Consider the following 25971-nt stretch of genomic DNA (forward strand, 5'->3'; position numbering starts at 1 on the left):
AAACCCAACGCCACGCTTGATTGTTGGGTTTCGTTCCTCAACCCAACCTACGAAGTTATTTAATCCACGATCCTAAGTGTAATTTGATAGTGGTGGAATTGGGCGATCGCGATCGTTAAATAGAACAAGCAGCACACCGCTCTCGATCGGCAAAAATAAACTTTTGTAAAGGTTCAAGAAAATCCCGGAAATTACTTTGGGACAGACGTAACCAGTGAAATCACCGATCAAACAAAGACTTTGGATAACAAGTATGAATTGATAAACTCTTTTCACACGTTGTCAGAGGCAGGCAAAAGTTTGGCGATCGGGATCTTCAGGATGCGTCCTTCCAGTTCATCTACCTTTTCCAAAGGAAAAACTAAAATGCCAAGAAGATCACTTGAAATCTTCGGCGATGGTCGCGTGTACGAAATAAAAGACGACCTAGCCGTTAAAGTCACCGAGACAAATGGGCAAGTAAAAGCATTAATTGATGCTTTAAAGTTCAGCGTGGCTAAAACATACAACATTAATCCTCCAGAAAAACAACCGCCTGATGTGGCAGAACGCAGAGGTTCAAAGCAAATCAATGGAGAAGGCTTTAAGCTTCTGACTACGTTTGAAGGATGTAAGCTAACTGCTTATGATGACGGCGGTGGAGTTTGGACAATTGGTTACGGACACACTGGCAACGATGTTTTTCCAGGACTGACGATTAGCCAAACGCAAGCAGAAGAATTGCTGAGCAAAGATTTAGAAAAATTTGAATCCTTTGTTGAGGATGCCGTTGAAGTTCAGCTCAATGACAATCAGTTTTCTGCACTGGTTTGTTTCTGCTTCAACGTGGGGCCAGGAGGTTTTGGAGATTCAACTCTTCTGAGGCTTTTGAACGAGGGAAATTATCAAGGAGCTGCTAATCAGTTTCCTCGCTGGAATAAGGTAAATGGTGAACCCTGGCTAGGGCTGACACGCCGACGATTGGCTGAACGAGCACTGTTTTTGGGAAAACCCTGGCAGTCATTCTTAACCTATGAAGGAACAGGCGAAGAAGTAACAGGTGAAACAATCTCAGAAGCACCTCGCACTTTGAAACTCACCGAACCCATGATGCAAGGTGAGGATGTTCGTCAAGTGCAAGAAGCTTTGAAAACAGCAGGAATTAATCTCGAACCTGATGGATTCTTTGGTAATGATACTGACAAGGCAGTGCGACAGTTTCAGCAGCAGAAAGGGCTAACGGCGGATGGTGTGGTAGGTGCCCAAACACGAAAAGAATTGGGACTATAACATCGATTGTGTAACCAAATTCAAACCGATAGGAGAAAACCATGACTGACTCAAGCGATCTTCTCTTTAATCAACCTGTAATTGTCGAGGCTTGTGAAGAATTTGTCGAACGGGATATGTTGGGAATTAAAGGCAGTTTTCCCGGATTGCTCAAAGATGCACCCATGTCTTCGACTGCGGTGGTCAATGGCTTATCTCAGCAGTTGATATATCAACTCCAACTGATTGTGCCAGATGCCTTTGTCAGTTTTGATGACCTCAATGTAGACTTGCTGGATGCAGCCTTTCCCTATGTACAAGCCCCTGCAAAACAGGCACTCCAGAGAGCGATTCAAGATCGAGGTCAAACTATGCAGGTGAACTCTGCCTACCGCACGATCGCTCAGCAAATGCTGCTATACAACGATCGCTTCAACAACTCTAATCCTGTAGCTGCACCGGGAGCCAGCAACCACCAAACTGGGTTAGCGATCGACATTGAAGATGCAAGAGGCTGGGAAGTTTATTTGATGCGGTATGGCTGGTATCCATTACGAAACGATCCGCCTCACTTCGACTACCAAGGCGGCGGCAGGATCGATCTTCGCAGCAAATCAATACTCGCATTTCAGCAGCTTTGGAATCAGAACAATCCTAATGCAAAGATTAGCGAAGATGGCAGCTTTGGCCCTCAAACTGAGGATGCGCTTAATCGTTCTCCGGCTCCAGGGTTTCCTAAAGCGCCGTGGGATGACAAACCCAGAACGTTGCGCTTGGCGGTGCCCCGAATGGAAGGTTCGGATGTACTCAAGCTTCAGGAGGGTTTGAAAAAGGCTGGGATTGTAGTTGGGGCTGATGGTGAATTTGGGCCAGCAACAGATAAAGCCGTCAAGGAATTTCAGCAGAAGAAGGGTTTGAAGCCAGACGGAATTGTCGGACCAAAAACCCGCGAACAAATGGCTTGAACTGTTCGCGATCGAATTAACAAAATCTTGAACTGAAGGATACGTTGCTGAATGGGCAGAGTTTTCTGAAAAGCTTGAAATTGCGGCTCTAGAACTCTGCCGATACACCAACTCTCTGAGTTAAATACAGATGCTGGAGTGATGAGGTAAAAATGGCTGACCAACCCGATCAAACACTGAATTTTTACGCATTATTAATTGGCATTGACTACTACTTACCCAATCGGTTGTACAAGAATCTTAAAGGAGCCGTGCGTGACATTAATCTTGTAGCAAGCTACCTCTCCGAGACACTGAAGATTCCATCCGAAGGGATTTTCAAGCTAACTTCTCCGAATCCTGAAGTCGCTGAAACAATCGAAACCAAAGACCCGGAACCAACTTATGAAAATATTGTGGCGAAGTTTAAGGCTATTACAGAACTAGCGCAGCCGGGAGAGCAGGTTTACATTCACTATTCTGGACATGGAGGACGGACGACAACTATTTATCCAGAATTGAAGGGGAATGACCAACTCGATGAGGGAATTGTGCCAATAGATGTTGGCAACGAATCTGGGCGCTACCTGCGAGATGTGGAATTGGCGACACTGTTGAAGCGGATGACGGACAAAGGGTTGATTGTCACCCTTGTCTTGGATAGCTGCCACTCTGGAGAAGCAACTAGAGGCGACGATGTTGCAATTCGAGGCCCCGGAGAAACCGACACAGCACCGCAAGACTCTGAAAGCTTGGTTGCCCAGCGACAAGAGCTAATCGCAAACTGGCACACTCTGACTGATGGGATTCCTGCAAGTATTACCCCCGGGCAGTGGCTTCCTCAACCTAGAGATTATGTATTGCTAGCTGCCTGTCGTCCTAGCGAGTATGCCTACGAGTATGCGGTGAGCGGTAAGGAGCGACATGGGGCGCTGACGTACTGGATGATCGATACGTTAACCAGTAGCCCTTCAGGATTGACATACAAAACATTGCACGATCGCGTCAGTGCGAAAATTCAAAGCAAGTTTCCTCAGAGGCCAATGCTGGTGGGCGAGAGCGATCGCTTTGTCTTCGGAGTTGAGCGCGGATCTTTACAATATGCCGTCAACGTGCTTGAGGTAATTGAGGAAGAGGTAACAGAGGCAGACTCAGAACCGAAGAAAGTCGTCAAGCACGTTCGGCTGAATGCGGGGATGGCAAACGGTCTCAGTCCAGGTTATCGTTTCGCAATCTATGCGTTTGGCACGACAGATTTTACCCAGAAAAATAAGCAATTGGCGATCGTTGAAATTGCCAAAGTTGGTGCTTCTGATGCCTGGGCAGATGTAATTGAAGTGCTACGTCAGGACAAGATTGACCAAGGTTCTCAAGCAGTGATGCTGTCAGCCCCTGTCGATTTGGTACGGGGAGTACGCCTTTTCAAAAAAGAGGTTGGTGAGAAAGACAATGAACTGCCTCAAGCAATTGCGGACAAGCAAGATAATGCACTCTCAGCAGTTAAGGAAGCATTGGCAGGAAATGGCTGGTTGAAACTGGCGGATGCACAACAAAAGGAAGATTATCTAGTTGCGGTTAATCAACTCGGTGAGTATGAGATTTGCGTTGGCACGCCCATTGAAAACCTGCTACCTGCCCTGAAGATTGAGCATTCTGAGGCTCCGCAACAGGTAGTACAGCGTCTGGTACATTTGGCAAAATATCAGGCAATTCAGGAGTTGAGCAATCAATTTTCTGAGTTGACTAATCAGCTAGAAGTGGAATTACTCACACAACCAAACTGGCTACCAGGGATGCCTAAAAAACCGCAGCCGTTTCCCGATCCAACTAATTTAGTTGTTAAATCTGGTGAGTACGCATTCTTGCGAATTAAGAATACTTCCTCTCAAGTTTTGAATGTTGCTGTGCTGGATCTCGAATCAAACTGGGCGGTTTCCCGCATTCAACTCCAAATACCAGAGGCGATTTTTTATCCATTCAATCCCAATCAAGAAATGTTAATTCCGCTTGCGATCAATCTCCAGGATACTGTGAAATATTCCAAAGGAGCCGAAACCTTGAAAGTTTTTGCGACTGTCAGACAGAATGATTTTCGTTGGCTGGAGTTGCCCTCACTTGATGAAGAAATTGCATCAAAGGCAGGACTCCAACGCGACCCCGATCCGCTTGGGATACTTTTGACTGCGGTTGGTGCTGATGTTGATGATGAACCCCCAACTCGCGCAGCAGTTCCGATTTTCGATCCGAGTCAGGAATGGACCACGAAGGAGATCCAGCTCACGGTAATGCGATAGGTGTTTTGTGAATAGGGCTATTCATCCAATTGGAATAGATCGCTGGTGATTAGCATCAGTTCCATGCTGACTTCTTGAATAGTCCTAGACTCATCAATATCCAGAGAGCCAATTAGTAAATAACTTGTCTGTGCAATGTCCGAACAGCAACCTACTAGCCGACGTGCAGAACCAATAATCTCAGAGTTAGAGGTGTACTCAGAGTATCGCAAGTGCGATCGCTGGGCAATTATTGTTGGTATATCACGGTACCGATATCAAGGTTGGAATCTGAGATACGCTGATCGGGATGCAGAGGAGCTTTACAACCTGCTCCTCACTCCTAGTGGAGGCAACTTTAAGAAAGAATTCATCTGTAAATTAATCAATGAGGAAGCAACAACTGCCAACATTACACGAGCACTCCGTGCTTTTTTGAAAAAGCCAGCACGAGAAGACCTTGTTGTTATCTACTTCGCCTGTCATGGCACACCGGATTTTGACCGACCAGGCAATATCTACCTGCTTACTCACGATACAGCTCCTGGTGATATCGCAGGGACTGCGCTACCCATGCGTGAAATTGACTTGTCTCTGAGAGAAAATCTGCTCGCTGAGAAAGTCATTGTCTTAGCTGATACTTGCCACAGTGCAGCCATTGCTGGAGGAATTGGTCGTAGAAGTGCTGTTGATGATTCTACATTTGTAAACCGCTATCTACAGGAAGTGAGTAAGGCCAGAGGAGGAATCGCTCTACTAACCTCGGCGGAGGCAAATGAGGTTTCGTTTGAGGATGCTAGATGGGGAGGAGGGCATGGAGTTTTTACCCACTATCTGTTAGAAGGAATGCGAGGTGCTGCCGATGGTGACAAAAATGGAATTGTGACGGTTGGGGAGCTATTTGAGTATGTGCGTGACAATGTTAAACGTGCAACCGATCACAGGCAGCATCCTTTGATTGGTGCAAATGTATATGACCGTAGTATGCCTGTTTCAATGGTACCTTCTACGGAACTCTCTAATATTTTAAGAAATGAGCAACAGCCATACACAGAATTTCACCTAAAGGACGAGGCAAAAGAACGTCAACCTAAAAATGTGAAATTGCCCAAGTGGCAATTAATCGGAGTGGGTCTTGTTTGTGTAGTCATTGTTATTACAATCGTTTATCCTATTTTAACTAATGTTGATCGACCTCCACAAGTTATACCAACACAAACTTATGTAGAGCCTCAAATCCTGAAAGATTATGAAATTCGTATTTATTTTATAAAAGATAGACCGGATGTAGAAACAAGAGCCAATAAGATTAAAGAATTATTTAGCAAAAATTTTGGGGATAAAAATATATTTTTACTTCCTCAAGAACAAGATTTTTTCGACAAATATACATTCCCGAATCCGGACATCAATACACCAGTCAATGAAATTCGTTACACTTCAAAAAATGAAGAGGCAGCTAAGTATTTAGAGAAAATTCTCCAAAACAAATTGCCTTCAGAGCAATTTGATCTTTTGCCCATTGGTTCTGCTTCAGGGAAATATGTATCTATTTTTATTAGACCTTAACCCGAAAGATTTGTTTGCCAATTTCTGTATTTCCTACTTATCTGAAATAAGACTCAATTATTGAAGGCTTTGTCCAGTCATAAGAGATAAATTACTATGTCAAACTTTGAACACAGTTATGCCCTAATTATTGGTATTAATGACTACAAAAACGGCATCTCTGCACTCAAAACAGCCGTCAGCGATGCGACAGAAATTGCCCGCATCCTCGAAACCGAGCATGATTACACCGTCACTCTGCTTCTGAATCAAGCAGCTACCCTCAGCCAACTTCGGCAGGTATTAGAGATAGAATTGCCGCAACAAATTCAAAAGGGCGATCGCTTTCTCTTCTACTTCGCTGGACATGGGATTGCCCTCAACGGTGAGGATGGCCCTGAAGGCTATCTGATTCCTCAAAACGCTAAGTTGGGCAATGTTAGCACTTACCTGCCGATGTCAGAGGTGAATAAAGCCTTGCTTCAGCTTCCCTGCAGTCACTTTTTAGGCATTCTCGACTGTTGTTTTGCGGGTGCTTTTCGCTGGTCAAGCCTACGCAAAGCGATTCCTGTTGAACTGGTTACGATCCACAAAGAACGCTACGATCGCTTCATTCAAGACCCCGCATGGCAAGTCCTTACTTCGGCTGCCTACGATCAATCTGCATGGGATGCCTTTGACTTGAAAGACGATCGCGGACAAATTGGAAGCCATTCACCGTTTGCCGGTGCTTTGATAGAAGCACTTGAGGGTAAAGCCGATGCCTTTCCGCCAGCAGAACCCGGTAAGCCTGCGGGGGATGGTGTAATTACGGCAACCGATCTCTATGTGTATTTGCGCGATCGAGTGGAAATTGCGACTGAAGCACGTGCCATCCGCCAGACGCCAGGGATTCATTGCCTCAACAAACACGACAAAGGCGAGTATATTTTTCTGACACCAGGACACGCCCTGAATCTACCGCCCGCACCACCATTGGATGTTTCCAAAAATCCCTATCGTGGCTTGTTACCCTTTGAAGAGGAACACAACAAACTGTTTTTCGGTAGAAACGAACTAATAGAAAAGTTACAAAATATTGTCCAAACTAATCCTCTAACAGTGGTTTTGGGTGCTTCGGGTTGTGGTAAATCCAGTTTGGTAAAAGCCGGATTAATCCCCAAATTGAAACAGCAAAAAAGCGACAAATGGTGTATTTTATCACCAATACGCCCCGGAGCAACACCTTTTCAAGCCTTGAATAATGCGCTGATTGATGCCCAATTACCCAAAATTGAATTACAAAATCAACAAAAAACTCTGAGTCAAAGTATTGCGGTTTGGGCTAAAAATCATCCCGATTCCCATTTATTAATCTTTATAGATAAAAGCGAAGAAATAATTACACTCTGTCAAGATGAGGATGAGCGCCCGGAATTTTTCCAACAAATACTTACAGCAATTGATGCCCATCGGGATAAATTACGAGTAGTGTTAAGCCTACGTTCTGACTTTGAAACCCAAGTCAGAGATGCTGGCTTAAAGTTTTTCCCCACAGTCCTTAAAAAAGAAGTGGGAAACACTGACACCGAGCTTAAAGAGCGTTGGCTCAACGGACGATTTATTGTACCAGCGATGACACGAGCCGAACTACGGGAAGCGATTGAGAAACCCGCTGAAGCACGGGTAATGTATTTTCAACCCCACGATTTAGTAGAACAATTAATTAATGAAGTGGCAGATATGCCGGGAGCATTGCCACTGCTTTCTTTCGCGTTGAGGGAACTTTATCTGAAGTATTTAAAGCGACAACGGGATGCACAAAATCGAGGAATAACAATTGACCGGGCGCTGACTCAAGAAGATTATCAAGCTTTGGGAGGAGTCATCCGATCGCTGACTCAAAGAGCTGATGAGGAATATCAGGCGCTAGTTCAAGAAAATCCAGCTTATAGCCAAGTTATCCGTCATGTAATGCTGCGGATGGTAGCCCTGGCTGGGGGTGAATTAGCGCGCAGACAAGTCCCGTTATCGGAATTGGAATATCCGCCAGATAAAAATAGTTTAGTTAAGAAAGTAATTGAGCGTTTTAGCACAGCCAGGTTGTTAGTGAAAGGGCAAGATGCAGAGGGAAATCCCTACGTGGAACCAGCCCATGATGCTTTGGTGCGGGCTTGGCAAAAGCTGCTGAATTGGGTAAAAGAGGAGAAAGATTTAGCACTGCAAAGGCGTTTAACTCCATCCGCTTTAGAGTGGAAATATCGGCAACAGGCAAAGTTTCTTTGGAATGCTAATCCCTATTTGGATGTATTGAATAAGGAGGTACTCAACTCCCCTGATAATAATTGGTTAAACCAGGTAGAAACTGAGTTTGTGCAGTACAGTTTGCAAAAAAGGCGAAACAGTCAGCGTAGTTTGGTTGCCACTGTGACTGGAGTCATTCTTTCTCTAAGTGGATTTGCCATTTTTGCTGGATATCAGTGGAGACAAGCAGAAATAGGACTAATTGAGGCTTTAATGCAATCTTCAAAAGCTAATTTCACGGCGAATAAAAATTCTTTTGATGCCCTGATTTATGCACTGACAGCTAATAAGCGTTTGCAACAATTACCTTGGGGCAGCACAGACCAAAAACTCCAGACCGATCTTCTCACAACTTTGGCGCAATCTGTGAGCTGGGTAAGGGAGGAAAACCGCTTGCAAGGGCATCAAAATACTGTTCAGAATGTTAGTTTTAGCCCGGATGGTCAAATGTTTGCTACAGCTAGCCACGATCGCACAGTTAAGTTGTGGCGACGGGATGGAAGTCTAGTCAAAACTTTGTCAGGACATACAGACGAGGTGATGAGCGTCAGTTTTAGTCCTGATGGGAAGAAGATTGCTTCCGGCAGTCTAGATGGAACAGTCAGACTTTGGGACAGCAACGGCAAGCTGATACGGGTTATTCATGCTCATAAAAATTCTTCGGTGATCGGTATCAGTTTTAGTCCAGATGGAAACACAATCGCTACTGCCAGTGGTGATACAACCGTAAAACTCTGGCGGCTGGACGGTAAATTGATTGATACCCTTAAAGGACATCAAGACTTGGTAAGGCAAGTGGATTTTAGTCCTAGTGGTGATCGGATTATCACAGTCAGTGATGATAAAACCGTAAAACTGTGGAGTCGGGATGGCAAGACTCTAATCAAGACTCTCACCAACCACTCTAAGCGTGTTATAAGTGTAGATTTCAGTAGTGACGGTCAGTTTTTTGCCACTGGTAGCCTAGATGGAACTGTCAAGATATGGAGTCGAGAGGGGCAACTTTTAAATACCCTTCGGCATTCTGGAGGGGTATGGAGCGTTAGTATCAGTCGGGATGGACAAACCATTGCTTCTGGCAGTCAGGATGGAACCGTAAGACTATGGGCACAAGATGGCAGATTACTGGATACTTGGGTAGGCCATGACGGGCTCATTCCCTGTGTTACTTTTAGTCCAGATGGAAAAATGCTTGCGACTGGAGGTAACGATAACATCACAAAGCTTTGGCAGATCGATCGAAACCAGTTAACTGTTTTGCTTGGACATCAGGAAGAGGTACATTCGGTTAAATTTAGCCCAGATGGTAAACGGATTGCGAGTGCAAGCTCTGATGGAACAGTGAGGATATGGAATCGAGAAGCTAAGCTAATTTTGACTCTGGAAGGACACAACAGTAAGGTGAATGCCGTTAGCTTTAGTCCTGATGGAAAAACGATTGCTAGTGGCAGCAATGACAACAAAATCAAGATTTGGGGAGTAGATGGACTAATCCAAAGAACACTGGAAGGGCATAGAAAGAGGGTCATATCTGTTAACTTCAGTCATGACGGACAGACAATTGCCTCTGCCAGTGCTGATGGAACCGCGAAACTTTGGAGTTTGCAAGGTAAAAGACCAATCACGCTAAAAGGACATAAGAAGAGAGTGTTGAGTGTGGCTTTTAGTCCTGATGGACAAACAATTGCCACTGCTGGTGATGACACAACGGTAAAATTGTGGAGTTCTAGGGGGCAAGAATTCCGAACACTGAAAGGACATACAGATGTAATTTGGTCTGTTAATTTTAGTCCTGATGGAACAAGGATCATTACTGCTAGTAATGACAAGACAATCAAACTTTGGCACCGAGATGGAAGGTTAATCACCACACTGAGAGACACTGCTGTGGTGCTTGATGCTAGCTTTAGCCCTGATGGAAAAACGATCGCCTCTGCGAGTAGCGATGGGACAATAAAGCTTTGGCAACGGGATGGAACGTTAATCACCTCCCTGAGTGGGCATACTGCGCCGGTGCAGACGGTGAGTTTCAGTCCCGATAGCAAATGGTTGGCCTCTGCCGGGTCAGATCGAGTTGTTTTGCTATGGAATGTGTCAGATATTAGTATTCAGGGGTTGTTAGAGAAAGGATGCAACCATATCCGCAATTACTTGCAAACTAAATCAAAAAAATTAAAATAATTATGTAATTGATGTCAGTTTGGCAAGTTAACTATTAGGACATTCTACTGTCTTGTCACAACGCGATCGCCGAAAGCTTGCGTTCCATGAGGCAGACTATCCAGCGCAAAAAATGGCCGTTCTTGAAGGCTTTTATCATACTGCGATTTTAATTTTGGAGTAGTTTCCGGATCGACAATCAAAACACCTATTCTATATTTGTGATTATCCGCTTGTTCTGGACCGATATACAGGGGTACCTGCCATTCTCCATCTGTGGCATGAATGGGATAGTTATTGATGCTTATTAAAACTAAATAGAATTTACCTTCGATTGTCGCGTTTACATAAGCCCACATACTTGCACCTTCATCCAAGTTCTTGAAAGTACCCCTACATTCACATGGATAAGGAACTTTGCTTCCCTCAGCGGGTTCTATTATCTGCATTTCCGGTTGCGGTTTCAAGCCAGTAAGTTTAATATATGTGTCTGTATCTCCCGTTCTGGGGAAAGCAGCAGCGGTTCCTCTTGAAAATGCCTGATCTATAAACTCTTGATTTAGAATTTTCTCTTGTAAATATTTGTAAAAGTTTTTGGAAAATTCGACGGCGGCTGTTCTCTCAATATAACCCTCTACTCCAATCACACATTGAATGTGTTGAGCAATTAATCTGGTAGCTTCTGATGAATAGCAAAAATTGAGAATCACACACTTCACGCCTGTGGCGTTCCTAAAAAATCCTGCTAGAGCCTCTGCTTTTACGCGGTCTATTTTATTATTATAGGAGTTTGGGAGCTCGACTGTCCCATCGGTTTTTCCTTCTCCAGAAATATGAATAATTCGAGTGACAGGTGTTGGAAACTGGATTAGATCCGTAATCTCCTCAACAGATGTGACATATTTAGAATCAAGCTCTAATTTACTGTTACTACCTCCTGTAACAGTTTCGATTGCTCGCAACTCCTCAGCTATGCCTATATTAGGAGTGTGCGTTGCTATAAGCATAATTTTTTGTTTGTCCTGTGTCACTTCATTCATCTGCTAAGTTTACTCCCGTTTATGTATGTAAAAATATGTGTTGGGTTCTCCCCACTATTCATTTTGGGTTTCCGCTTGCTTGGTTTTGGTTTCCGCCTCCTCCAGGCTGACCCTTTTTAACTCTATCTCCTCCAGCTTGGTTTTGGTTTCCGCCTCCTTCATCCTGCGAGGGTAGAATTCCATCTCCTCTGATTGGATCGAGATAAAGGATATAGTCACGCCATTTTCTTCGATCTAGTTCTTCAATAGCAAGTGGTTCGTTTTTGTCGAGTTCTAGATGTGCAATACTTTCAGTCTGTTTGATTTTTATGATAACAGAATTTTTTGTTATTTGAATTGTACCATAGGCAAAAAAAAGCTCGTCCAGATCGGATTTAGTAATATTAACTGGTAAGCCACTAACCTTTATCATTGTCAACTACCTCTAATCAATCAAAATAACAACCAACTATTTGGGAAAAGATTATAAAACCAAGCACACAAGTAGATGACAGAGAAGTTTTTAAAAGTGATTCACTATCTTCTGTGATTTTATGATTATAGGTTAGATGTTCGCAAGCAATATTAATTTTTGTTGCTATTTGTTTACTTTCATTGAATTCTTGAATAAAAGTAAACAAATAGTGCGATCGCCATTTCTGCGACGATTATAGAATCGATTATCGCCTTACCCTAGAATTTCTGTTGCTAATTCAAGTTTGTAGCTCATATTCCAGGTTTTACTAAACTTTTCTCCCAAGTCTCGCAAATTGCTGTAGCACCCATATTTGCAATCTTTTTAATAATTAGAGTTGCCAGGAGACTAGCAACAACAGGAGCAAACCCAAATCCACTGACTAAAACAGGAGCCAACATCCCAGCCGCTGTGGTATAGTTCTGATTTATTGTTTCATCTAAAATCTTCCGAGTCTCTGCATCGTCTCCGATGGGTTTGCACATAAGTTCGTAAACTAACGGGTTTATGCGATCGAACAACTGCTTACCTGCTTCTAGAAATCTTGGATCGATCGCTGCTCTAGCCGCAAAGTTCACATCAATAGATTCCAAGGAAGCTGCGTCTACCCCTCTTGCTCCACGTCCAGCAACATCATCCCCTATGGCTTGTACGCGAGAGCCTAGCTGAGCTTCCAATACATCATCATCCAGCTCCCACAAACTTGCCACAATGGCTTCAACTTCTGTCATTGCTAGTTATCTCCAGGCTTTAGTTAACAATAGAGTTACTGATTATTCTGGGGATATAAAAATATCTTCCGAAACCAATCAAGCTAGTTTAACCAAAATATAGTGATATTTCAAAAATCTCAACTATTCTTATCATTTTTTGATTGAGCGACTATCTCTCTGGAGATGAGCCGTGTTCGCGACTAATATCATTCCGGGTGGGCCGGAATGATATTACCCAACAAAAGAAGCCGGGGGTAGCGCGCGAGAGCGTTTTACTTTTAATTAGAACGACCTACTTAATTACTAACCTCAGCCATTTCAATCACGCGACCATCGTAATCCTTAACCAAAAAATTCAGCGGCTTTTCCCGGCGAATTTTATAACTAATGCCGCGAGTTTGTACCCTCATCAATAGCTGATCCAAACAATCGCGATCGAAACAAACGTGACGCGGACGATTTTTTTCCCCTGCACCGGCGCCGCTAATAATGTGCAGTTGCGTATTTTTCATCAACTGATACCACAAACCATCGGGACTCCCCATTGTTTGAGATGTCGTTGCCCTCCCGACATTCGGCGACAAATACAGCGGATCAATACCAGTTGTTCCCAAAGTTTGCTCGTAATTGTAGTAGTAGTGCAGCGGCACTTCTGCTACGGGCAGGTTTAGCATACCTTCATAGAACTCCCTCGCTTGTCCGAGATCCGATACCATCACGGTGTGTACCTTCGGAGCACTGGTGAGAAACATCCACATCGCCCCCGCATAGGCGGCCAGCAGCATCACCATAATCCCTTGAGTCGAAAACAAGCTGTCCAGGGACGGCAAAAAAGAGCTCAAGTACAAAGGCCGAAGTCCAAAAGCAATAAAACTAACTGCTAGAGTCATGAATTATAAGAAAGGGTAAACAACGAAATTTATCAAGATTGCAGTCGCGATCGCCCGCGAGACTTAAACTATTAGCTTAGCCATCTATAGCAATCCTAAATGATTCGTGTAATTCTTGTAGGGGCAAACCCCCCGTGGTTGCCCCGCTTGACTGGGGTAGGCACGGGGGCACTACCCCTACATATTTTTACAAATGATTTAGGATTGCTATATGTTAGCAAAAACTAGCGGTTAAGCCCTACCCGATGAAAGTCTTTGTCTACGGCACACTCAAACCGGGGGAGTGCAACTACCTCCGCTACTGCGAAGGAAAAGTTGTGGATGCTTGCCCCGCGATCGCCCGCGGTCAACTTTTTGCGCTGCCGATCGGCTATCCTGCGATGATGGCCGGAGATGGCACAGTCTGCGGTTTTCTCCTCTGTTTCGCAAACTCGGCTATTTTGGACGATTTAGACCGATTGGAAGACTATCATCCGCTGCGGGAACCGACACAAAACGAATATCAGCGACAGGAAATCGAAATCTTCGATCGACACCTCAAACCTTTAGGCACGGCTTGGGCTTACTTCATGTTACCCGATCGCGTTCGTTCCCTAGGAGGCATCTGGCTGCCCGACGGCAGGTGGGAAAATAGGTTTTTCACCAAATAAGGTGGTTAATGCCGATGAGCTTAGTTAATAGCTATTGCCGTGCGATTCGGCGGCTCGAACCTGTAACCGTAACCCCGAATTGTTTTAATAAACTGCGACGCATTAGCATCAACTTGAATCATTTTCTTGCGAATCTGGCCGATATGCACGCTAACAACTTGCTTTTCTCCTGTGTCGTGGCAGTTCCACCCCCAGATTTTTTCGATTAGCTGTTGGCGACTCCAAGATTGATTGGAATGACTAGCCAAAAAATACAAAATATTAAATTCCAAGGCTGTTAAGTTGATAATGCGATCGTTGAGTGTTGCTTCCCGACGCGCTGAATCGATCGCGAATCGATCGAATACAATACGTGATGAAGTGACAGGCCTCATACCAATTTTTTATGAGGCCCCGTAGAATGCGATCCCCCCTAGCCAAGAGGGCGGGCACTCTTGGCACCGCCCCTACTAAGGGGGGGACAAGATTCCGATCTTTCGTCCCCCTTCTTAAGGGGGATTTAGGGGGATCGAGATATGTGCAACTTCACATTCAATTGGTATCATCCGTCTCAACACAACTTCTATACGAATTGCCAACTCTGCCAAACCAAAGGGTTTGCAGATATAGTCATCAGCACCTGCAGACAGGACTTTAAGTTTATCAGCTTCGTCGGTGCGGCTGCTTAGCATAATCACAAAAACATTAGTACGGCGATGCATTTCCTGGGAGAGGTGATAGCCTGTAGTATCCGGCAAATTCCAATCAAGAACTACTAGCAGTGGCTTTAATTTCTCAAACAATTCTAAAGCAGTCTCGCCATCTGCTGCCGAATCTACTTGATATTTCTGATTTAAAAAACGATGAACAAGATTGCGGATTGATGAGTCACTCGATTTTAGATTTTAGATTTTAGATTTTAGATTTTAGAATTGAAGCATTGACCCCACGGATAAATTCGGGGGCAAGTTTCATCGAATACAGGTTTTTTATTTCTGGACTGATGAATCACGTGGCGGGTATCCTGGATGCTTTCGGTCATCATCCACAACGAGAATCTTGGGAGTAGTATCAGTAGTCATAACAAAAAAGTTTCTTCCTAGCGTCAATTTAAAGCTGGCAATTACAGCACAGCTTTAGTGGAGCGTAAATCCCAGATCGTTCCAACTAATACAGACTTTTTTGGGGCAATTCTTCTCTCAACTTCGCTTGAATGTCAAAAGGCTCTCCCCAATCCCAAATTTTTACTTCTAGGTGTTCGTTAAATACCATTATTTCCAGCTCTATCGGAGTTTCTAATGGCAGATTTTTGTGAGCGTGGCGAACAGCATTCGTAAACCCTTCAATCACAGCAAGTTTACACTGATGCAAAACGACTAGGGGAATTGGTAGAGGATCTAGCTGTTCAACCCACGATAAAACTTGAGCAACAGCCTTGATATCAGTATTTATTTGAAGGCGGATTTTTTGAACTAGCTGGTTATAACTTGGCTCGGATTGGGGAAATCGTTGCTTTTGAAACCCGAAATTAAAGCTGGTTAAAACATCGATAGCCCGCTTAAAAAAACCATCTTGAATGCTGCTTTGGGATGGTACTAGACCAGGCTGCTGATAATATTTTACAATGAACAGACAGTTCCGACCGTCAGAAGTGCGGGTATAACTTAGCTCATCGGCAATTTTGCCAATAATTTTTATACCTATCCCACCTGACGGAATTTCATCTATGTTATCTATCATGGTGCTATCCTTTGTCATCATTTAATGTGTACTTTTTTACCTAAAAAAGACAGTGGCATTCTGAACGATTAAGTTTGCATGATTTATGCCTGACTTTTCCCGTATGCCGTGCAGTTGTTGTCCCGATCATTTTCTCTTTTTTGATCGGGTCTTGACAAACTCAGTTTGCGATCGCTAAACTGATCGAAAACTGACGTTGACAATTAGATAAGTAAATTATACAATGACCACCCTCAAAGCCTCTGAGGAGGGATTAGTAAAAATTAAGCAAGCTAGAAGAGAAAGGGGCTCGACTATAGAAGACCCGATATGGCTAGTAGAAGCTAGTCAAAAATTAGAGCCCGATCGAACTTGGACAGAGGCCGGGCCCTATGCCGATGGCCTCTCGCTGCCAACTTGGAGGCGTTTTTTAGGAGGAAGAGACCCAATTAAAGCTAATGCTTTCAAGGCTTTTTGCACGGTTTTGCAGTTGAATTGGGAAGAAATTGTCGATCGTCCTCCTTTAGCCCCCCCTTACCAAGAGGGGGTTGGGGCAGGGCTGTTTAATTCTCACCAAAAACATGAATTTTGTAGGGGTAGTGCTACCCCTACTCCCCGTGCCTACCCCCGACCTAGAGGATTCGATCGGCAGATCCGACCAAGAGGGCCGGCACGGGGGCACGGCCCCTACGGATAATGAAACTGCCCTGGGGGTTGGGGGGGTTAGAGATTTTTGCCAACAGCATATTGATTCGGTAGTGCAAGAGATACGGCAAAAATGCCACAGCAAAATCCAACAGCTTTACAGCAAAATGCAACTGTTGGATATTGCACAGCCCGTTGATGTCAGCAACCTCTACGTTGAACTCAACATTTTGGAGGAAATTACCAGTTGGCAGCCGGGAGAAATTAGCGATTTACTCAGAGAGTTCAACCCAGATGCGGATAACTTTAACCGCTTGGGATTAGGTAAAATATGCCAGAAACGAGTACCAGGATTGGATGCGGTGAAATCTCACTCTAAACTGATGGTACTCGGCAAACCGGGTTCCGGTAAAACTACTTTTTTGAAACACATTGCCATTCAGTGCGATCGCTCTGAATTTGAAGCAAACAAAATACCGATTTTTATCTCTCTGAAAACCTTTGCTGAAATCGCTAATCTTGACTTATTAGAATATATCAGCGACGAATTTGCCAGTTGCGGAGTTGAGGCGCGATCGCAAACTGAATCTGTACTCAGTCAAGGCAGAGGGCTGATTTTGCTGGACGGCTTAGATGAAGTGCCAGAATCAGATAGCGATGCAGTCGTCAGACAGATTCGTCAGTTTGTCCAAAAGTATTACAACAATCAGTTTATTATTACCTGTCGAATTGCCGCTGCTAAGTACAGATTTCACGACGAAGCCTTTACCTGTGTTGAGGTAGCAGATTTTAATAACAAGCAAATCGCTGCCTTTGCTCGCAATTGGTTTGTGGCATTTTCCCAGAATATGGAGGCAGGGAAAGCTTTAGCGTCTCAATTTGTATATCAGCTAAAAATGAATAAAAATCAGCAAATCCGAGAACTGGCAGTAACGCCTATCTTGTTGAATCTGACTTGTTTAGTATTCCAAGCCAAAGCACATTTTCCATCCAACAGAGCCAAGTTGTATGAGGAAGGATTGGAAATTATGCTCAGAAAATGGGATGAAACTAGAGGCATTCAACGGGATGAAGTTTATCGAGATTTGAATTTGTGCCGCAAGAAACATTTACTTGCTTTTGTGGCAGCTATTACTTTTGAGCGGGGCGATTACTTTTTTGAAAAAAATCAAATCCAACAAGTGATTGCCAACTATCTGGCTAACTTACCCGATGCCACAACTGACCGCGTTCAGTTGGAGAGCCATAGTGAGGTTGTGCTGAAGGCCATCGAGGCACAACATGGCTTATTAGTGGAGAGGGCAAGAGGGATTTATTCGTTTTCTCATCTAACATTCCAAGAGTATTTTACTGCTACAGAAATAGTTAACAATTCCACTCCACAAGCTTTGGAGAAACTGGTCAGCCACCTGACCGAGAAGCGTTGGCGAGAAGTCTTGTTTTTAGCAGTTGGGATGTTGCCAAAAACTGATGACTTGTTACTATCAATGAAACAGCAAGTTGATGGGATGGTTGCTGAGGATGAGCAGTTGCAGCAGTTCCTAATGTGGGTAAGAAATAAATCTTTTTCCATTAAGGCTCCCTATAAACCATCAGCTATCCGCGCTTTTTATCTGGGTCGAGAGGTAGAGCGCGTTAGTAACCCTCGTTCGGACTTGAATTTTGACCTAAGTTTGATCCGTATTCTTGGTTATGCCATTGACCATACCTTTAAACCACCCCTTGAACTTTTTTTCTTGGACTTTACTTCTTATTATGACAATGAACGTGACTCTGGCTTGGCTACTGAACGCCACTCTGACTTGGCTACTGATATTGTTCTTGATGTTGCAATGTTTTATGCAATTGACCTTAATATTGCCTATACTTATGCTGCTGGTTCAGGTCGCAATCTTCTCTCTATCCTCGCCTTTTCTCTCAATTTAAATCTTGAACCAGAATTGAAGCAATCTCTGCAACAACTCAGAGACCAACTATATGCTTCAGCATATCCAAACAGAATACAGCACTGGTGGAGAAGCGAGCGGGAGTGGTGGAATGCTAAAGGTCGAGATTGGACTCAGCAATTAATAAATGTGATGATTAAGTATCGCAATATAGGTCGCAATTGGATATTCAGCGAACAGCAGAAGTCATTGCTGAGGAAGTATTATGATGCTAATAAATTGCTAGTAGATTGCCTCAATAGCGGTTGTAATCTATCTCCTGCTGTGCGGCAGGAAATTGAGGAGACATTGCTGTTGCCGATCGCAAATCTGCAAAAAATCGGTGACAAGTGCGATCGCCCCGTCTAATTCCACTCGCTACCTACTAGGATATTAAGATGCGATCGCCCCACAATTCGTCATTCAAAGCCGGGAAAGCGTCAAAGGATATATCCACCTTGAAAAACTGGGAAAAACAGCAAAAAGCCCCCTTTTTTAGGGAGCTTAGCAACTTTCGTTATTGCTCAAAACAGAAATCCTACTGCGCCTTTAGCAATTACTTTTGAGGGGTTGCTACACCAACTTTGGGAATATCCATGATCGGTGCATTCACCCCAAGCATCAAATCATTGGGATTAACCATCTCCACCAGAGGCTCGTTTAAAGCCATAATCAAACCGTCTGATTCAGCAGGAACGGGCGATCGAGCAAACTGAGGAGCAAACAATTGGCGATCGCCACCGACACCAGACACCACCGCAACCAACAAAGCTGCGATCGCACCTCCACCCACAATCCAAGTTCGTTTCGGCTTGCGTTCCACCCGCTGCAAAACCTTCGTCGCCAACTCCTCGGCAGATTGTTCCGCAGCAGGCACCGGCATTGCCTGAAAACTCTGCTGCATCATCAGCAGTCGCGAGTACAAACGCTTCGTAGTGGGGTCATTTGTCAGCCACTCCTCAACTTGCCGGCGTTCTGCTGCCGTCACTTCGCCATCGAGGTAAGCACTTAGCAATTCAAAGCGATCGCGCATCATAGTAGTTACATTGCCCTGGGCATAATTGTTGTTAACTTCAGTTTCAGCGAGTGAATCCCCCACGCCTTGCTGATTCTGATTTTTATCGGATTCAAAGTTACCACTCATAATTTCAGACTTGCTCTAATTGGGGAATCACGCACTCGGTATTAGAATGATTTACTGCTTACTTATATTTTAAAAGAGAAGTTTTGATGTCACAGCAAACTTCACCAAATCTTCTTAACCCGCCTCTGAAATTACTCTTGCTAATTACCATCGAGATATTTTTGCAATTCCAACTGCAATCTTTGGCGAGCTCTAGCAATTCTCGACTTGACAGTTCCCAGAGAAACTCCGGTCATTTCGGCTATTTCCTCATAGGCTAAACCTTCTATTTCTCTCAAAACAATTGTCGTGCGGAATACTTCCGGCAAATCTGCGATCGCCACCCGCAACTGGTCGTAAAATTCTCTCGTCGTCAAATCTTCATCAGGCCCCGGACTGTCGGCCGGAATTTCCCAATCAACCTCGCCATCTTCCAGAGTACGGGGTACGTCCAGCGACAGCGGAGTTCGCACCCGTTTGCGCTTCCGCAACTCATCGTAAAACAAATTAGTGGCGATGCGGCTCAGCCAGCCCCGAAATTTAACAGGCTCTTGCAAGCGGTTAATATTGCGGTAGACCCGAATCCACACTTCCTGAGCCAAGTCTGCTCGGTCTTGCCAGTCAGGGGCCAAGTGATAGAGAACCCTGTCTACGTGGGACTGATACCGCTTCAACAGTTCTGAAAAGGCCGTGGTCTCAGGTCGATTTCCTTCCTGACACCGCAACACCAAGTCATAATTAGAGAGTTTTTCGGCTGGCAATTGCACTCTTTGAACGGTCGCCACAACCGCAGACCAGGACACGGAAATAAAGTCGCTCATCGGTGGAATCGGCTCATCGAACATTCCACACTTTTTGACGTTAGGAGATCGTAACAAGTTCCCCTCTTCAATCTCAAATCTCAAATCGATTGACTAATGCCCGACAACCTCGCACGCTCCAATACTAACCCAACTGCTAGAACCGTCAGCCCAATGTTCCTTTTTCCAAATCGGTACATTGTGTTTGAGCGTATCTATGGCGTACTGGCAAGCTGCAAACGCTGAGCCCCGGTGGGGACAGCCAACAGCCACCAATACGCTGATTTCGCCCACCTGCAAGTGTCCGACGCGGTGGTGAATAGCGACCCGATTGACATCGGCCCACTGGCGGCGGATTTCAGTAGCAATTTGCTGGAATACTCGCACGGCCATCGGTTCGTAGGCTTGATATTCTAGGGAAACTACAGCTTGACCGTCAGTTTGGTTGCGGACTGTACCGCTCATTATTACCACGGCTCCGTTCGCGGGGTCATCTGCCAAAGCGTATATTTCCTCTACAGACAGCGGCGCTAAGGTAATGGCGAAGCTGTCGGATTCATGGCGTTGAGGAATTGTGCCGAGAGAAAGTGCAGCGAAGGAGTTCATTGCGAAAGAAGTGGTGCTGGAGAACTCGATCGATCTTGACACAAATCAAGTCGCGATGGATTTGTCTTGCATTCTTGTCGGGGACACTGGGAGGCTAATCTTGAGACCCATCTTGTAGCACGGCCGAGGGCCCGACGCCATCGCCCCGAACTTCTGCACGAGTGCGATCGGCTACACTATGACTGACCCCAAGCAAATTAAGATTGGGCTTGAAGACGAGCCGGATGCTTGTTCGATATAATTAACTGCCGATCTTGCTGTAGCAGTTCAATAAATAAGCACCAAAATAAGTAGTGTCATTCGCAACTCAGTACAAGCCATTTCCTACCCCAATCGATAACTTCGTTCCCTTTTTAATGACACAGTTAAGTTTAATTCTGCCCGGAGTTCTGATCCGCGTCGGCAAAATTTTTAGCAGCCGATGTAAACTTTATTTATTTTTTTGTTCCGGAAAGCTACATCAATGACATGATATACCTGTGCATGGTTCAGGAACATTAGCCAATACTCGGCAACAGCAAGACCTTAACGCCCTTTTGTGGCTTTTATGAAACATAAGTTAATAATTTGGGCTGTTAATTGAGGTTTTGACCTGAGTCTGCACCAAGAAAGGTTAACAACAATCATGAGGAAACTATGGAAGCACTAGCATTGAGCCACTCTTTTGTTGCTTATGAATCTCCAGAGTCCGAACTCCAAGTCAAGTCGTTAGACCAACTCGGCTTGAAAATTCCTAATTCTGCATGGATAGGCGTCGCAGGTATGGCAGTAGCCCTATCTGTTCTGAGTGTCGGTGGCGAAGCCCAGGCGGCAAGTTGCTACCGCAAACACTGTGGCCATCGCGCTCATCACAGCCATCACAGCTACGCCAAAGTTGTCACGAATGGCGGCCGACTGAATATCCGCCACCGCCCCAGTAGCTGTTCTGGTGTAATCGGCAAGTTATATTATGGAGACCACGTAAAATTGACCGGTCGTTACAAAAACGGCTGGGCCCAACTCAAAGGTGGTGGCTGGGTTTCTGCGTCCTGGCTTTCCTAACTCTTAACTAGAGCAATTTACATTTCTAGAAAGAGTTTTAATCGTTACCCGGCCCTACTGGGTAACGATTATTTTAAATATGCGATCGATCCTGAAAATCATTGAAGATCCGAAATTCATGACTAACAACTAACAGCCTAAACTTTACCCCCGCCGATTAGATAAAGTAATGCCATCCGCACCGCCACGCCGCTGGTAACTTGCTGAGATATCAGGCTAAACTGGGCATCGTCCATCAAATCCGAACTAATTTCCACGCCACGGTTAACCGGGCCAGGGTGCAACACCTTCACATCCGGCTTGCAGAGTTTCAGCCGATCGCGCGTAATCCCGTACAAAGAATGGTACTCTCGTAAACTCGGCAGCAAATGGTCGCTCATCCGTTCCTTTTGCAGCCGCAAAGTCATCACAAAATCAGCATCTGCCAAAGCAGGTTCCAGATGCCAGTGCAAAAATAACTTGCCTTCCCTACCATCGCCACACTCAGCAAACAACAGCGGTAGCAAAGTCGGCGGCCCGGCCAAATGAACCTCTGCCCCAGAAGCCGTTAGACTCCAAATATTAGACCTAGCCACCCGCGAATGCAAAATATCCCCCACCACAGCAATTTTTTTGCCCGCTAAAAGTTCCAGCCGCGGACGTTCGGTATCTAACAGAGCACAAATAGTAAATAAGTCTAGCAAACCTTGCGACGGGTGTTCGTGCTGACCGTCTCCAGCATTGAGAACGCTGACTCTCGAACCCAAGCGATCCATTTCCGAAGCAATCGTGCTGGGAACTCCCGCTTGTTCGTGCCGGATTACCATCAAATCCGTTCCCATCGCCAAATAAGTCTTAGCCGTATCCAGAATAGTCTCCCCCTTCGTCAGAGAAGAACTTCCCGGCGTAAAATTTAGCGTATCCGCCGACAGCCGCTTCGCCGCCAACTCAAAACTATTGCGAGTCCGGGTAGAAGGTTCAAAAAACAAATTCGCGACCACTTGACCCTGCAGGGCGGGCACTTTCTTCGTGCGGCGGCCGAGCACCTCCCGAAAACTGGCTGCTGTTTGCAGCACTGTATCGTATTCGTCCGAGGTAAAATCAGCCAGAGTGAGAATGTGTCGCCTTGTCCAAGTCATACAATTTTAGATTTTAGATTTTAGATTTCAGATTGACTCAATCAGGACGGACGATGGGTTTGGAAGTTGCTTGTACGCCCGCCCTGCTGTCGCCTTTGAATGTTCGATCGACATTTAGGGGTGGCGATCAACAGTATCCAACAATTTTTGATCGCTTTTGCGGTGAGTAGAGTTATAATCAGTTTATGTAGCTCCGACCCCACTCTCACAGCGAACCCAGCGTCGAAGGTGAAACAGGTGTGGTTTACCCGCAGGAAAGCGGAAATTACGCTGTAGCAGCCAAAGCGCAGTAGTTGCAGTTCCTCCTACGCAAACTCAGCCTTGTCAAGAACAAGCCGAACGCAGCCCTTGCATCTGCCACTATGTGGAAACAACGATGTGGAAACAATCGAGGCGGCCAACCTCCCACTGTCGATCGACAGCATATAGCGGGACATTTTAAAGATGATTAATTCTTTGAAGTCGGTCTTGACTCTTCAGTCCTGCTTATAGGGCCTTGTCAAAACGAACTGTGTTAAGATACAAGTTAAATATGTAGCTTCCCGACAAAAATCTACACGTATCTTGGCGAGACTGTTCTTGGCGAAACTGCGGTAAAAAGTGTGAGATCGGAAGTGGTAATTCACAAAATTTAAACAATTCAAGAGGTATTATGAGCCAGAAGGTTATACAGCCGATGGTTAAGTTCCAGCGTCAGGTGCATTCTCTCGTCACGTCTGACATTATCAAGCCGACAGACAGTATTTGGAAAATTGCTCTGCTTTACGGCGACGAATGGCCGTACTGGAAACAGCAATTGCTAGAGTTTGATTTTTCTATGCAAGACCCCGTGAGCGAGTTGATAGCTGTAGAAGCTTGGGACGAGGAATAACAGAGGAGACGGAGGACTGGGGTGTCGGAGAGAAATTCCGAGGCGATCGGCTAAATTTTATTTAATAAATTTCCGTTGCTAAATTCTTCCCTCTTCCCTTTTCCTTTTGCCCTCTTCCTCATAAATTCTGACTTTTGGCTTTTGAGTTTTGACTTCTGACTTTTGTTAAAGCGAAGCTGCTAAAGCTCGAGCTAATTGTTGAGCAGTTTGAAAGCGATCCCCAGGCTTAGCTGCCGTGGTTCGCAAAATGGTGTCCCGCAGCTTGGGGGCGATCGTCGGAATATTTTCGAGCTTAAACCCGTAACCTCCAGCTATTTTGCCGTAAAAGTTTTGAGGGCTTTGGGCCGTCAGCAAAAAAATTAAAGTAGGCCCAATAGCATATAAATCCGACTGAGGGAGAGGCTGTCCCCGGTCTTGTTCTGGTGCGGTGTAGCCTTCAACGCCGATGCGAGTGCCCGGAGGAGTGCCGATTTCTTTAACGGCTCCAAAATCCAGCACTGTAATGCGATTGTCCCGATGCCGCACCAGCAAATTAGCAGGTTTAATATCCCGGTGGACGATCGGGGGTTTTTGAGAGTGAATGTAGTCCAAAACCTCACAGGTTTGGCTCATCCACTCTATTGCTTGTTGGGGAGCAACAGGCCCGCGGTTGTAGATGCGTTTTTCTAAATCCTCGCCGTGGAGCATTTCCATCACCAAGTATTTTTTGCCCCCTTCCACAAAAAAGTCAAAAAACTGAGGAATTCCCGGATGGTGGAGGGCCTTGAGAGTTTTAGCTTCACGTTCAAACAGTTCTTGAGCTTTGGCGATTTGAGCCATATCAGCATTCATTTCCTTGAGGACTACCAGAGAAGCTGCGGGGGAACTTCCGGGTTTTTGAGCTTTTGCTTTCTCTCGATCCCAGGCTAAAGTCGTTGTCCCCATACCGCCTTGGCCCAAAGTTCTCAGCACTTGGTAGTGGCGCACCGTGCGATCGACTTTAATCGGTTCGCCGCAGTGGATGCAGAATAAATTCCCCGGCGGGTTTCCCGCGTGGGTACACCTTGGTGCCGCGAGATTGACGGTGGGGTTCGCCTTAATTTGGCCGCCGAGTTCAATAGTAATCACTTGGAAATGCAGAATTGGGCCGCCCCGCGCCAACTGGATCATGGCACCGTCGGATATCCAACCCTGAGACATGAGAATACCGTTCACCAAAGTGCCATTTGTCCCGGAATTGACTAAGTACCACTGACTGGATTTCCCGCTATTAACTCTTTGCAGTTCCAGATGCTGCCGCGACACTAGAGCATTGGGGATCACAACGTGATTTTCGGGAGAGCGGCCGATGCGAATAATGGATTCGCTCTCGAAACTCCACTGTTGCAGGGGGGTCTGTTTTTCTGGATCTAAAAGAGTCAGCAGCATTTTCGCTTGATGTGGTTGAACTCCCTGATTTGGCAGTGAGAGTTGACGGGATTTATAGATTTGGGGCGTAGGGCTTTGAAAAATTAGCAATTAAAAATTACTTATGAGCTTCACAGGTTAGTTCCAGGAAAACTTTATAATATCCTGATTGTGATTAAAGATTTCATAAACAATTAAGTTATAAATAGTCTTTTGGGAACAATTATTCCTAAAATTTGTGAGGGGTCGATCGCTCCTTAAAACACAGTCGATCGATTTAACACTTGAAACTACAAAAACCAGGTAAACAATCGCTAAATTTTTACGTAAATTTGCTGTAGCAGCAGGTTGTGATTTACCCCCCACATCTATAGGTAGGGCGGGCACTTCCTGCCTATGCCCAAATTGCCCCGACAGCGATCGAGTATAAAACAGATTTCGCATTAGCCAGCCTGCATACTCACTTCATTTTATAGCAATCCTAAATCATTTGCATAATTATTGTAGGGGCAATCCCACGCCCGGTTGCCCGATAGATAGGGGGTAGGCACTCTT

At 45.1% G+C, this 25971-nt stretch carries 22 protein-coding genes; 10 read left to right on the forward strand and 12 right to left on the reverse strand.

The window, feature by feature from the left end:
- The first annotated feature begins 366 nt into the window (after positions 1 to 366).
- From QT990_RS11185 to QT990_RS11205, 5 genes are all read left to right on the forward strand, one after another.
- The gene (locus QT990_RS11185) at positions 367 to 1269 is read left to right on the forward strand and encodes a glycoside hydrolase family protein (RefSeq protein WP_333140586.1); all 903 of its coding nucleotides are present in this window, start codon (positions 367 to 369) and stop codon (positions 1267 to 1269) included.
- 41 nt (positions 1270 to 1310) lie between these two features.
- A complete protein-coding gene (locus QT990_RS11190) occupies positions 1311 to 2213 on the forward strand; it encodes a peptidoglycan-binding protein (RefSeq protein ID WP_333140584.1) in 903 nt (300 codons plus the stop codon).
- Positions 2214 to 2365: 152 nt separating this feature from the next.
- The gene (locus tag QT990_RS11195) at positions 2366 to 4486 is read left to right on the forward strand and encodes a caspase family protein (RefSeq protein WP_333140581.1); all 2121 of its coding nucleotides are present in this window, start codon (positions 2366 to 2368) and stop codon (positions 4484 to 4486) included.
- Between the two features lie 135 nt (positions 4487 to 4621).
- The gene (locus QT990_RS11200; RefSeq protein WP_333140579.1) at positions 4622 to 6034 is read left to right on the forward strand and encodes a caspase family protein; all 1413 of its coding nucleotides are present in this window, start codon (positions 4622 to 4624) and stop codon (positions 6032 to 6034) included.
- 96 nt (positions 6035 to 6130) lie between these two features.
- Positions 6131 to 10477: an nSTAND1 domain-containing NTPase gene (locus QT990_RS11205; RefSeq protein ID WP_333140578.1), complete on the forward strand. Its 4347-nt coding sequence runs from the start codon at positions 6131 to 6133 to the stop codon at positions 10475 to 10477.
- 44 nt (positions 10478 to 10521) lie between these two features.
- Here the strand turns inward: QT990_RS11205 and QT990_RS11210 are convergent, their stop codons facing one another.
- The 4 genes from QT990_RS11210 to QT990_RS11225 form a co-directional block, all read right to left on the reverse strand.
- Complete coding sequence (locus QT990_RS11210) at positions 10522 to 11496, reverse strand: hypothetical protein (RefSeq protein WP_333140576.1); 975 nt, start codon at positions 11494 to 11496, stop codon at positions 10522 to 10524.
- 58 nt (positions 11497 to 11554) lie between these two features.
- Entirely contained in the window at positions 11555 to 11908 is a 354-nt protein-coding gene (locus tag QT990_RS11215) for a hypothetical protein (RefSeq protein ID WP_333140573.1), read from the reverse strand.
- A 293-nt stretch (positions 11909 to 12201) separates the two neighbouring features.
- Positions 12202 to 12681, reverse strand: coding sequence for a hypothetical protein (locus QT990_RS11220; protein WP_333140571.1), 480 nt, complete (start codon positions 12679 to 12681; stop codon positions 12202 to 12204).
- Positions 12682 to 12959: 278 nt separating this feature from the next.
- Positions 12960 to 13553, reverse strand: a complete 594-nt coding sequence (locus tag QT990_RS11225) for a glyoxalase-like domain protein (RefSeq protein WP_333140569.1) — start codon at positions 13551 to 13553, stop codon at positions 12960 to 12962.
- A gap of 245 nt (positions 13554 to 13798) precedes the next feature.
- On the opposite strand from QT990_RS11225, the gene QT990_RS11230 reads away from it, so the two are divergent.
- Positions 13799 to 14203 (forward strand): gamma-glutamylcyclotransferase, encoded by a 405-nt coding sequence (locus tag QT990_RS11230; protein ID WP_333078464.1) that lies wholly within the window; start codon positions 13799 to 13801, stop codon positions 14201 to 14203.
- Between the two features lie 20 nt (positions 14204 to 14223).
- Here the strand turns inward: QT990_RS11230 and QT990_RS11235 are convergent, their stop codons facing one another.
- The 3 genes from QT990_RS11235 to QT990_RS11245 all read right to left on the reverse strand — a co-directional run bounded on the left by QT990_RS11235 (position 14224) and on the right by QT990_RS11245 (position 15922).
- Entirely contained in the window at positions 14224 to 14577 is a 354-nt protein-coding gene (locus tag QT990_RS11235; RefSeq protein ID WP_333140567.1) for a response regulator transcription factor, read from the reverse strand.
- A gap of 114 nt (positions 14578 to 14691) precedes the next feature.
- A complete protein-coding gene (locus tag QT990_RS11240) occupies positions 14692 to 15063 on the reverse strand; it encodes a response regulator transcription factor (RefSeq protein ID WP_445252017.1) in 372 nt (123 codons plus the stop codon).
- A gap of 286 nt (positions 15064 to 15349) precedes the next feature.
- Positions 15350 to 15922 carry an ATP-binding protein gene (locus tag QT990_RS11245; RefSeq protein ID WP_333140565.1) on the reverse strand — a complete coding sequence of 191 codons (573 nt, stop codon included), beginning with the start codon at positions 15920 to 15922 and terminating at the stop codon, positions 15350 to 15352.
- Positions 15923 to 16145: 223 nt separating this feature from the next.
- Between QT990_RS11245 and QT990_RS11250 the strand changes: the two genes are divergently transcribed.
- Both QT990_RS11250 and QT990_RS11255 read left to right on the forward strand, forming a co-directional pair.
- Positions 16146 to 16598: a hypothetical protein gene (locus tag QT990_RS11250; RefSeq protein WP_333140563.1), complete on the forward strand. Its 453-nt coding sequence runs from the start codon at positions 16146 to 16148 to the stop codon at positions 16596 to 16598.
- Positions 16599 to 16659: 61 nt separating this feature from the next.
- Entirely contained in the window at positions 16660 to 18840 is a 2181-nt protein-coding gene (locus QT990_RS11255; protein ID WP_333300345.1) for an NACHT domain-containing NTPase, read from the forward strand.
- Positions 18841 to 19027: 187 nt separating this feature from the next.
- Here the strand turns inward: QT990_RS11255 and QT990_RS11260 are convergent, their stop codons facing one another.
- From QT990_RS11260 to QT990_RS11270, 3 genes are all read right to left on the reverse strand, one after another.
- Positions 19028 to 19615, reverse strand: coding sequence for a zf-HC2 domain-containing protein (locus QT990_RS11260; RefSeq protein ID WP_333140559.1), 588 nt, complete (start codon positions 19613 to 19615; stop codon positions 19028 to 19030).
- A gap of 140 nt (positions 19616 to 19755) precedes the next feature.
- Positions 19756 to 20415, reverse strand: a complete 660-nt coding sequence (locus tag QT990_RS11265; RefSeq protein WP_041622468.1) for a sigma-70 family RNA polymerase sigma factor — start codon at positions 20413 to 20415, stop codon at positions 19756 to 19758.
- Positions 20416 to 20508: 93 nt separating this feature from the next.
- On the reverse strand, positions 20509 to 21000 hold the full coding sequence (locus QT990_RS11270; protein WP_333140557.1) for a molybdenum cofactor biosynthesis protein MoaE: 492 nt from the start codon (positions 20998 to 21000) through the stop codon (positions 20509 to 20511).
- Between the two features lie 636 nt (positions 21001 to 21636).
- Between QT990_RS11270 and QT990_RS11275 the strand changes: the two genes are divergently transcribed.
- Positions 21637 to 22041, forward strand: a complete 405-nt coding sequence (locus tag QT990_RS11275) for an SH3 domain-containing protein (RefSeq protein ID WP_333140555.1) — start codon at positions 21637 to 21639, stop codon at positions 22039 to 22041.
- 137 nt (positions 22042 to 22178) lie between these two features.
- On the opposite strand, the gene QT990_RS11280 is transcribed toward QT990_RS11275, so the two are convergent.
- Positions 22179 to 23159 (reverse strand): aspartate carbamoyltransferase catalytic subunit, encoded by a 981-nt coding sequence (locus QT990_RS11280; RefSeq protein ID WP_333140553.1) that lies wholly within the window; start codon positions 23157 to 23159, stop codon positions 22179 to 22181.
- 652 nt (positions 23160 to 23811) lie between these two features.
- Here QT990_RS11280 and QT990_RS11285 point away from each other — a divergent pair.
- Positions 23812 to 24030 carry a DUF4327 family protein gene (locus tag QT990_RS11285; protein ID WP_193973492.1) on the forward strand — a complete coding sequence of 73 codons (219 nt, stop codon included), beginning with the start codon at positions 23812 to 23814 and terminating at the stop codon, positions 24028 to 24030.
- 165 nt (positions 24031 to 24195) lie between these two features.
- Here QT990_RS11285 and QT990_RS11290 read toward each other — a convergent pair whose 3' ends face one another.
- Complete coding sequence (locus tag QT990_RS11290; protein WP_333465253.1) at positions 24196 to 25437, reverse strand: protein kinase domain-containing protein; 1242 nt, start codon at positions 25435 to 25437, stop codon at positions 24196 to 24198.
- Between the last annotated feature and the right edge of the window lie 534 nt (positions 25438 to 25971).

It is taken from the genome of Microcoleus sp. T3_B1 (assembly GCF_036700445.1).
GTDB lineage: Bacteria > Cyanobacteriota > Cyanobacteriia > Cyanobacteriales > Microcoleaceae > Microcoleus.